Source organism: Absiella sp. AM09-50 (genome assembly GCF_003433845.1).
Lineage (GTDB): Bacteria > Bacillota_I > Bacilli_A > Erysipelotrichales > Erysipelotrichaceae > Hoskinsella > Hoskinsella hominis.
In genome coordinates this window covers 67,507-78,002 of record NZ_QVFI01000020.1, presented here as the reverse complement: position 1 = coordinate 78,002, position 10,496 = coordinate 67,507, and the positions used below count along the sequence as shown (strand labels likewise).

The following is a 10,496-nucleotide window of genomic DNA, read 5'->3' as shown; positions in this document are numbered from 1 at the left end:
AGCACGTTGCCAGGTCTGTTTGCCTCACATTTGTGAGGCTTTTTTTTATTTTCTAAATATATGAAAGATATCAAATATATGGTTTCTTTTTTTTAAACAGTACGTTATAATAAAGCAGGTGATAAGTATGAAACAAAAGGTATTGTTAGGTTTATCTGGTGGAGTAGATTCCGCAGTAGCAGCATATATATTAAAAGAACAGGGATATGATGTTTCCTGTGCATTTATGCGTAATTGGGATTCTTATGCCAATAACGATATATTGGGAAATCCGACAATTCAGGATGATGTGTGTCCTCAGGAACAAGATTATGCAGATGCAAAAGCAGTTGCGGACGCATTAGAACTTCCATTATATCGCGTAGATTTTGTGAAAGAATATTGGGATCATGTATTTACATACTTTATTGATGAGTATAAAAAAGGTAGGACCCCAAATCCAGATATCCTCTGTAATAAATATATAAAATTTGATGCATTTTTTAAGTATGCACAAAGTATGGGATTTGATACAGTCGCAACAGGACACTATGCACAGGTAGAACATGGTGATGAATACAGTCGTTTACTAAGAGACGCTGATAACAATAAGGATCAGACATATTTTTTATGTCAGATGCCGAAAGAAGCATTGCGTCACACATTGTTTCCAATTGGAAACTTAGAAAAACATGAAGTCAGAGAGATTGCTGAAAAACTTGCATTGGAGAGTGTCGCAACCAAAAAGGATTCCACAGGTATTTGTTTTATTGGCGAACGTAATTTCCGTGAGTTTTTAAAAAACTATCTTCCTAGCCAGGATGGCGATATTGTGGATATTGAAACTATGGAAGTCTTAGGCAAACACATTGGTGTCATGTATTATACAATTGGACAACGTAAAGGACTTGGTATTGGTGGTACACGGGGACCTTGGTTTGTGGTTGGAAAAGATGTCAAGAAAAATATCTTGTTTGTGACAAATGGAAATGAAAGTGACTGGCTGTATACAGACAGCTGTATTGTGAGTGGTGTTAACTGGTTCCCAAGTGAAAAACCTGAAGGAGAATTGGCATGCACTGCAAAATTTAGATATCGACAAAAAGACAATGATGTTACCATTCGCTTTATTGATGAATCAACCGTTTTTGTGACCTATCCGCAAGGCGTATCCAGTGTTACTTGTGGACAGGAAGCTGTATTCTACCTGAATGAAGAATGTTTGGGCGGCGGTGTTATCGAGGATGTTTTCAAAGATAAGGAAAGCATGCAGTCTAAAATAGAAAATCGTGAAAATAAATAAGTGCACTCTTCATATAGAAGAGTGTTTCTATCATGAAAGGGGGTATTTGTTTGGAAGAATACCAAAAATTAGAAGCAAGGCATCTATATACGATATTTCGAAATGAAGAAAATGGTTATACGGTTGCGAAATTTGTGACCTATGATGCAAAAGAAGAAGAATTTACAGCAACAGGCATTTTTAAGGAGCTGGTTGAAGAGGAACGTTATTCTTTGCAGGGTGAATATAAGGAACATGCCCGTTATGGTATGCAATTTCAAGTGATCAGTTATGAAAAAATGATGCCAAATGATGAGAACAGTCTGATTCGTTATTTTTCCAGTGCCGCATTTCCTGGTATTGGGAAGAAAACCGCAAAACAGATTGTGGATCATCTTGGTGAAGATGCTTTATTGAAAATTAAAGATGATATTCATGTGCTGGATGACATTGAAGGTATGAATGAGAAGAAACGCAATGCCATTTATCAGGGAATCAGAGAGCATGGTGATCTGGATGATTCTATCGTGTTTTTTTCCAAATTTGGAATGAGTGTAAAAAATATTATGAAACTAGAAGCAGCTTATGGAAAAGAAGCGGTAGAGGTTGTGAAAGAGAATCCTTATCAAATGGTGGAAGATATTGATGGTATTGGATTTGCGACTGCTGATAAGGTCGCAATGGAGTTATCTTTTTCTATTGATCATCCTTACCGAATCAAGGCAGCAATTTTATCTTCTGTATTAGATATATGCATGTCGAATGGTGATACTTATGTGAGTGCATCTCAAATTTCCAGAGAATTGAAAAAGCGCTATGGCATGGAACAGATTGATTTAGAGCCATATCTTCAAGAATTGTTTGCAGATCGTTTATTAATGATGGAGGATGAACGTATTTATCATAATACCCAATATGATGCTGAAAAAGGCATTGCTGTATTTCTTGGAAATTTCCCATATGAAGAAATGGAACAGGTAGATATCACGCATCTGCAGAATGATATCACAATACTTGAAAACAAGTTACATATTTCTTATGAAGAAAAACAGAAACAAGCGATATCAAGCTTCTTTAAAGAGCCTTTTTCTATCATTACAGGCGGACCCGGAACCGGTAAAACAACCATTGTGCAAGGAATTTTATCCTTGTATCAGCAGTATTATCCAGATCAAATCATATCATTATGCGCACCTACCGGCCGTGCCGCAAAACGTCTAGCGCAGTTAAGTGATGGAAGAGCTGTCACAATTCATTCATTATTAAAATGGGATTTAGAAAGCAATACATTTCTAGTAAATGAAACAGAACCAATTCAGGCAGATGTATTGATTATTGATGAATTTTCCATGGTTGATCAATGGCTGTTTTACAATTTATTATTGGCATGTCGGGATATAAAGAAAATATTACTTATCGGGGATGAGGATCAGTTAGCAAGTGTTGGACCTGGTTGTGTGTTAAAGGATTTGATTAAAAGCAATTGTTTTCCATTAACAAGATTAGAAAAAATATTTCGTCAACAGGAAGGCAGCGATGTAGTCGCTCTTGCGCATATGATCAAGGAAAATGAAACACCTGATTTTGATCAAATGCAGGATATTGCATTTTTTCCTTGTCAGAATTTTGAAGTCCGTAATCTTGTAAATCAGGTAGTTAGCAATGCACTAAGCAAAGGCTATGATACAAAGGATATTCAAGTGCTCGTTCCAATGTATCAGGGTGTAGCTGGTATTGATGCTTTAAATAATGCTTTACAACAAATGATGAATCCACCAGATGAGTTTAAACGTGAATTAAAGGTAGGTTATCGAATATTTCGAGAAGAAGATAAAATCTTACAGTTGAAAAATCAGCCGGATGATCAGGTAAGCAATGGAGATATTGGAATATTAAGAGAAATCATTTACGCAAGCGAGGATGTTCAAAATAAAAACAAGTTAATGGTAGAGTTTGATGATCATATCGTAGAATATAGCGGAGAAAATCTTTATAATATTTCACATGCCTATTGTATATCCATTCATAAAAGTCAGGGTAGTGAATATCCAATCGTGATTTTGCCGATTGTAAAAGATTATCGCTATATGCTTCAGAAGCGATTGCTTTATACCGCTGTCACTCGTGCGAAAAAAAGTCTAGTTTTACTAGGCGATATGGAATTGTTTCAACATGCAATTCAAGTAGCGGACAGACACGTTAGAAAAAGTACACTGACGCAAAGAATCTTATCTGTTTTCGGATAGTTTGTAAATTACACTCCATAATAAGATTGTCAGGAGTGATAACATGAATAAATATATCGTAACTGCAGCTTTAAGTATGCTTGTTGGAATTTATATTGGCTACAATGAGGAAGATGAATTAGAAGAAATCTGTCATAAGTCAAAAAAAGCAAAGCGTAAAATGATGAAAAAGCTGCACCATGCAGGTGACACGATTTGCGAATGTATGGATATGGATTAACCCCATTCGGGGTTTTTCTTTTATGAAACATGCCTTTACTCAAATCCTGACATACGCAAAAAAATTAATACCTTTCTTTTTATCTGCACTTTTATTGGTTCTGTTATTGAAACAGTTAGCACTTTACCCATGGATGACATCTATCTTTCAAAGCATGATGCCTGTATTTGGCGGTGTTTTGATTGCTTTGTTTCTACAGCCCTTTATTGATAAATTAGAAAAATATGTTTCAGCTAAAATCGCTGTTTTTATTGTTTATACTTTTATCATTGTATCACTCATTTTATTTGTTATCTGTTTGATTCCTTTGTTGTATCATCAGATGGTGGACTTTATGGAAGTTTTACCAAACTGGGTTGAAAAGGTAGAACAGTTTCTTGAAAAATATCATATCGTTTATGGGAATATGGAAGATTTTAAAAATAAATATGTGCAGGAAGGCTATGTGGTAGTGATTGACTCTTTAAAAACAACCATGAATACATTTACAGATTATGGAATCGCCTTTTTCACAGCTTTCTTTTTATCTTTAGATCTTGATTATTGGAAACGCAGTGCCAAAAAGCTTTTTACAGATTATCAGCGGTATTCTAATTTCTATCATACGATGAGTAATATCGTCTATCAGTATCTGGTAGGAACGATATTAGATTTATTCTTCATCATGATCAGTGTCGGCATTACTTTATACTTTTTTGATTTTCCCAATGCGTTTCTATACGCAATCATTTTGGCATTTTTAAATTTATTTCCTTATGTTGGTGCTACGCTTGGTCTTATCTTGATCGCTATTGTGGCCGCTTTAAGCTATCCAGTATTTCCATGGCTTGCATTTGCCATCGTCTGGAGTATTCAACAGTTGGAAAGCAATATTATTCAGCCTTTGATTTTTAATCATACCATGAATGTACGCCCGATTTTATCTTTTGTGTTCATCTTTATCGGAGAAGCTTTATTTGGGGTGATTGGCGTCATTTTATCTCCTATTTTTGCCAGTATTGCACAAATTGCCATACGAAGTTATCTGCATGCAAAAACCAGTGATCGTGTAGGAGAATGGGATGATATCTGGCAGGATTTTGATGAAGCCATGAAACAGGAAGAAAAGGAAGGGCGGATGGAAAGAAAATCCTTGTAAAAAAAGAATGGATTTGTTATAATTGAAACGCATAAAAACACGATGAACAAGAGGAGTACATAGGAAGAATACGGTAGAGAGAAAGCGGTTGGTGAAAGCTTTTGTATAGGACTTATGGAAGGCTGCTTGGGAGTGGATACGCGGATCTTCGGCGTTAATGAAGAAATTAAGGTGTACTCTTTTTGAGTGAACTAGGATGGTACCGCGGTAAGAAAACAATTTATCGTTCCTATGCATGGAACGATTTTTTTATTGTAAGGAGGAATTTTTATGAAACAGTTGACAGGTAGTCAGATTAGAGCGTTATTTCTGGAATATTTCAAATCAAAAGGCCATATGATTGAGCCAGGCGCATCCCTTGTTCCACATGATGATCCAACGCTTTTATGGATCAATGCAGGGGTAGCAGCATTAAAGAAATATTTTGATGGCTCTGTAAAACCAGAAAGTCCAAGAATTGCCAATGCACAGAAATCTATTCGTACCAATGATATTGAAAATGTAGGAAAGACCGCACGTCATCATACATTCTTTGAAATGCTGGGAAATTTTTCTATTGGTGATTACTTCAAAGAAGAAGCAATTCCTTTCGCATGGGAGTTTCTAACAAGCCCTGAATGGATTGGCTTTGATAAAGAGCGATTATATGTATCTGTTTACACAGATGATGACGATGCATATCGTATCTGGACACAGGTATGTGGTGTGGATCCATCTCATATCTTAAAAACAGATGATAACTTCTGGGAAATCGGAGAAGGACCTGGAGGACCAGACAGTGAAATCTTCTATGATCGTGGACCAGCGTATGATCCTGAAGGATTGGGAGAACGTCTGTTCTTTGAAGAATTGGAAAATGATCGTTATATTGAAGTATGGAATGTTGTATTCTCACAATTTGATTGTAAACCAGAATTACCACGCAGCGAATATAAAGAACTGCCACAGAAAAACATCGACACAGGTATGGGATTAGAACGTTTGGTTGCACTTGTTCAAGGTGGAGAAACAAACTTTGACACAGATTTATTCCTGCCAATTATTTATGAAACAGAAAAATATACACAGTGTCGTTATGCAGATGCAGAACATAAGATGGCATTTCGTGTTATCGCAGACCATATCCGTACAGTCACATTTGCATTAGCTGATGGCGCATTATTTGCCAATGAAGGCCGTGGCTATGTTTTACGCCGTGTGCTGCGCCGTGCTGTTCGTTTTGGCAAAAAGTTAAAAATCGAAGGTGCATTTATGTATCGTTTGGTACCAGTGGTTTATGAAATCATGAAAGATTACTATCCATATCTGGAAGAAAAATTAGATTATATCGCAAAACTGGTAAAAGCTGAAGAAGAACGTTTCCATGCGACACTGGCTGATGGTGAAAAACTGTTGAAAGATGTTATGGAAGCACATGCACAAGATAAACTAATTGATGGTGTAACAGCATTTAAATTATATGATACATATGGTTTCCCATTAGAACTAACCAAAGAAATCGCAGAAGAAAGCGGCTATACAATTGATGAAGCAGGCTTTGATGCTGAAATGGAAAAACAAAGAGAACGTGCACGTAATGCGCGTGAAGATGCACAATCTATGTCTTCACAATCTAAAGATTTGATGGATTTCACTTTAGAAAGCAGCTTTATTGGTTATGATCAAAGAGTGGTAGAAGCAAAAGTTATCGGCTTATTCAAAGATGGTGTCAAAGTCGATGAGATCAATGATGAGGGCGATGTTGTATTTGATACAACGGTATTCTATGCTGAAAGTGGTGGACAGATCGGTGATAGTGGAGAAATTGAAAACGATAATTGTAAAGCAATGGTAGAAACCACAATCAAGGCGCCTCATAAACAGCACCTGCATAAAATTAAAATCGCATTTGGAAGCATGCATGTCAATGATACTTTTACCTTGCATGTAGATAATCAAAAACGTGATATCATTACCAATAACCACTCATGTACACATTTACTACAGAGTGCATTAAAACAGGTAGTGGGTAATCACATCCAGCAGGCGGGAAGTTTTGTCAGTGATGAATATTTGCGTTTTGACTTCACACATTTTGAAAAAGTGAATGATGCACAGTTAAAAGAAATCGAACATATTGTCAATCAGTTTATCGCAGGTCACTACGCCGTAAGCAAGGTGGAAATGCCAATCGAAGAAGCGAAGAAATCAGGCGCTACAGCCTTATTTGATGAAAAATATGGAGATGTGGTACGCGTTGTTACCATGGGTGATGTATCTAAAGAATTCTGTGGTGGATGCCATGTCAATAATACGCAGGAAATCGGTGTATGCAAGATCATCAGTGAAGAAAGTATCGGCTCAGGAATACGTCGTATCACCGCAAAAACAGGATATGGCGCATATGAAGAATTCGCAAAAGAAAATGATACCCTACATGCAATTGCTTCTGATTTGAAAATGAAAGGCATTGCCAATGTTGAAACAAAAGTTGTACAGGTGTTAGATGAAAATGCTCAGCTGAAAAAAGAACTTGCTGCTTTACAGGCGAAAATGTTCTCTTTACAGGCAAATGATATGATCCATCATTGTAAAGAAATAAACGGCCGAAATGTATTGGTAGAACGTGTAGATGGTGTTGATGCCAAAGCGATGAAAGATATCGTATCTTCTATCAAGTCACAAAAAGAAAATGTGGTCGTATTCCTTGGCAGTGTACAAAATGATAAAGTTGTATTTGTTGCCGGCGCAGATGAAAAAGCAGTTGCAGGCGGCATCAAATGTGGTGATTTAGTACGTAGTGCTGCGACTATCTGTGATGGTAAAGGCGGAGGAAGAAACGACATGGCACAATCTGGTGGCAAGGATACTTCCAAAATTGATGATGCAATGCGTGAAATTGTAAATATCCTGTCATAAGGGTTTCATTTTGCGTTAAAATAAGCTAAAATAAGGGTATGAACAAAGGAGGTAATACGATGAAAGATGTTACGGAAACGATGTCTTTTAAATCAGATGATTTAAAAAGGGACAATATCAAGCATGTATTACGCTTAGTAAAAGATGCATTGGATGAAAGAGGATATAATTCAGTAAATCAGCTTGCCGGTTATCTGATCAGCAATGATCCTGCATATATCAGCTCACATAACAATGCACGTACGGTTATTCAAAGTGTGGAACGATATGAAATCATTGAAGAACTGGTGAGAGCATATCTGGAAGATGATAAATAATGCGTACATTAGGATTGGATCTAGGAAGTAAAACACTGGGAGTCAGTGTCAGTGATGCACTTGGCATGATTGCGCGCCCGGTAGAAACCCTTCGCTTTGAAAGTGATGATTATGATTCTGCTTTTGAGCAGGTAAAAAAATACATCAAAGAATTTCAGATTACAACCGCTGTTCTTGGTCTTCCCAAACACATGAACGGGGATGTTGGCATTCGCGGTGAAATCAGCTATGCTTTTAAAGAAAAACTGGAAACACTAGGTATAGAAGTCGTGCTTTGGGATGAACGTTTAACCACCGTTGCGGCAGAAAAAATATTGATTGCAGGCAATGTATCTCGTAAGAAACGAAAAAAAGTCATTGATCAGATGGCGGCTGTACAGATTTTACAAAGCTATTTAGATAGTAAATATTAGGGGCTCTTGATAAGCCCCTAAGAATTTTAGGAGGAAAGAAAATGTTAGACACAAGCAGTTTATATGTAACAGACGAAAATGGAAATGAAAAACGCATGGAGATTTTGTTTACATTTGATGATGAAGAAAAGGGAAACAAATACGTTGTATTTGAAGACCCAGACAATGAAGATGGAGAAGTATTTGCTTCTCGCTATGATGATGAAGGAAACTTATTGCCAATCGAAACTGATGAAGAATGGGCAATGGTGGAAGAAGTCATAGGAGCATTCGCAGAAGATGAAGAAGCAGCTGAAGAATAAAAAAATAGCGATTATCGCAGTGATTGCTGCCATTGTTGTTGCACTTGGCTTGGGAGGTTTTTTGTTTTATACACAAAATCTAAAGTCTGTAACCACAACCAGTGAAAAGGTTCCTTTTGAAATCAAAAATGGAGAAGGCATGTCTGTGATTGCCGCAAATCTAAAAGAAAAAGATTTGATTCGCAATACGACGATCACAAAGCTATATGCAAAACTAAATGGTTTGCAGGATGTAAAAGCAGGTAATTTTATGCTTGATAAAAGCTGGAGTACCAAAGAAATCCTGACTGTATTAAACGATGCCAACAAAGCCAAAGGTGATGAAGTGATGATTACTTTTCGAGAAGGCATGTGGGCAAAGGATATGGCAGTAGAGATTGAAAAAAAACTGGGATTAAAAGCAGAAGATCTGATTGCCTTATGGAATGATGATGCGTATATCAAAGAATTAATGAAAACCTACACATTCTTAAAGGACGATGTATTAAATGATCAGGTCAGGGTAAAACTGGAAGGGTATCTGTTTCCACAGACCTATACATTCGCAAAAGATGCGGATGGTAAAAAAGTCACAGAAACATTCCTGAATCATTTCCAGAGTATTTATGATAAATATAAAGATGATATCAAGCAAAGCGGTAAAAGTCTTCACGATATTATCACAATGGCAAGTATTGTGCAGTATGAAGCAAGCAAGCCAGAAGATATGAAGATGATTGCCGGGGTATTCTATAATCGTCTGAATCAGAATATGACGTTAGGTTCCAGTGTAACGGTATGTTATGCAATGTATGATAAACTAACCAGTCCGGATGATTGTGAAGTCAATACCAACATTGATTCTCCTTATAATACATATATCCATGAAGGATTGCCAATTGGTCCAATTGAAAATCCAGGGGAAGATGCAATTGTTGCTACATTACATCCAACCAAAAGTGATTATTTGTACTTTGTGGCAGATATTCATGGAGATGGCAAAGTGTATTATTCTAAAACATTAGAAGAACAGGAAGCAAATATTGATAAATACAATCTTCGTAAATAAGAGGCAGGTATGAAAAAAACAATGGTGATTGGAATTGCAGGAGGCAGTGCCTCTGGGAAAACAAGCATTTCCAGGCAATTAAAAGAAATCTTTGAGGATAGTGCATCGGTATCCATTATTCGTCAGGATGATTACTATAAGGATCAAAGTGATAAAACGATGGAAGAACGAATAAAAACAAATTACGATCATCCTTTTGCTTTTGATAATGCCTTGCTGGCTCAACATATACAAGCGCTTTTACATGGAGAAATGATAGAAAAGCCAACATATGATTTTGTGGAGCATAATCGAAGTGCTCTTACAGAAACGATTTATCCATGTGATGTCATCGTTTTAGAAGGTCTGTTTATCTTAGAAGATGAAGCACTTCGTGAGTTGTGTGATATTAAAGTGTTTGTTGATACAGATGCGGATGTCCGTTTGATCAGGCGATTAAAACGTGATGTTAAAAAACGAGGAAGAACCCTTGATTCTGTGATAGAACAATACAGTACTACGGTTCGTGTGATGCATGAACGCTTTGTGGAACCAAGCAAACGCTATGCAGATATCATTATTCCCGAAGGCGGCCATAACTTGGTCGCAATCGATCTTCTGATCACAAAAATTAGTAGTATAATTAAGAAAAACATGGTATAATACCATGCGAT

Annotated in this window: 10 protein-coding genes and 1 other annotated feature; all 10 genes read left to right on the top strand. The window is 36.8% G+C overall.

Features of this window, described 5'->3' with window-relative positions:
* Nucleotides 1-127 precede the first annotated feature (127 nt).
* The 10 genes from mnmA (at nt 128) to udk (ending at nt 10,485) form a co-directional block, all read left to right on the top strand.
* Nucleotides 128-1,282: a tRNA 2-thiouridine(34) synthase MnmA gene (gene mnmA / locus DW114_RS15390; RefSeq protein WP_117454631.1), complete on the top strand. Its 1,155-nt coding sequence runs from the start codon at nt 128-130 to the stop codon at nt 1,280-1,282.
* Nucleotides 1,283-1,332: 50 nt separating this feature from the next.
* Nucleotides 1,333-3,507 (top strand): ATP-dependent RecD-like DNA helicase, encoded by a 2,175-nt coding sequence (locus tag DW114_RS15385; protein WP_233509599.1) that lies wholly within the window; start codon nt 1,333-1,335, stop codon nt 3,505-3,507.
* Between the two features lie 43 nt (nt 3,508-3,550).
* Nucleotides 3,551-3,727 (top strand): hypothetical protein, encoded by a 177-nt coding sequence (locus DW114_RS21530; protein ID WP_178695204.1) that lies wholly within the window; start codon nt 3,551-3,553, stop codon nt 3,725-3,727.
* A gap of 22 nt (nt 3,728-3,749) precedes the next feature.
* On the top strand, nt 3,750-4,865 hold the full coding sequence (locus DW114_RS15380; RefSeq protein WP_117454629.1) for an AI-2E family transporter: 1,116 nt from the start codon (nt 3,750-3,752) through the stop codon (nt 4,863-4,865).
* 33 nt (nt 4,866-4,898) lie between these two features.
* Nucleotides 4,899-5,099: a binding site (T-box leader), on the top strand.
* A 36-nt stretch (nt 5,100-5,135) separates the two neighbouring features.
* Nucleotides 5,136-7,763, top strand: a complete 2,628-nt coding sequence (gene alaS / locus DW114_RS15375; RefSeq protein WP_117454628.1) for an alanine--tRNA ligase — start codon at nt 5,136-5,138, stop codon at nt 7,761-7,763.
* Nucleotides 7,764-7,822: 59 nt separating this feature from the next.
* The gene (locus DW114_RS15370; RefSeq protein ID WP_117454627.1) at nt 7,823-8,080 is read left to right on the top strand and encodes an IreB family regulatory phosphoprotein; all 258 of its coding nucleotides are present in this window, start codon (nt 7,823-7,825) and stop codon (nt 8,078-8,080) included.
* Entirely contained in the window at nt 8,080-8,493 is a 414-nt protein-coding gene (gene ruvX / locus DW114_RS15365; protein WP_117454626.1) for a Holliday junction resolvase RuvX, read from the top strand. The genes DW114_RS15370 and ruvX overlap by 1 nt, the downstream gene beginning before the upstream one ends.
* A 41-nt stretch (nt 8,494-8,534) precedes the next feature.
* Nucleotides 8,535-8,795 carry a DUF1292 domain-containing protein gene (locus DW114_RS15360; protein WP_117454625.1) on the top strand — a complete coding sequence of 87 codons (261 nt, stop codon included), beginning with the start codon at nt 8,535-8,537 and terminating at the stop codon, nt 8,793-8,795.
* Nucleotides 8,773-9,843 carry an endolytic transglycosylase MltG gene (gene mltG / locus DW114_RS15355; protein ID WP_117454624.1) on the top strand — a complete coding sequence of 357 codons (1,071 nt, stop codon included), beginning with the start codon at nt 8,773-8,775 and terminating at the stop codon, nt 9,841-9,843. The genes DW114_RS15360 and mltG overlap by 23 nt, the downstream gene beginning before the upstream one ends.
* A gap of 9 nt (nt 9,844-9,852) precedes the next feature.
* Entirely contained in the window at nt 9,853-10,485 is a 633-nt protein-coding gene (udk, locus tag DW114_RS15350) for a uridine kinase (protein ID WP_117454623.1), read from the top strand.
* Nucleotides 10,486-10,496 lie beyond the last annotated feature (11 nt).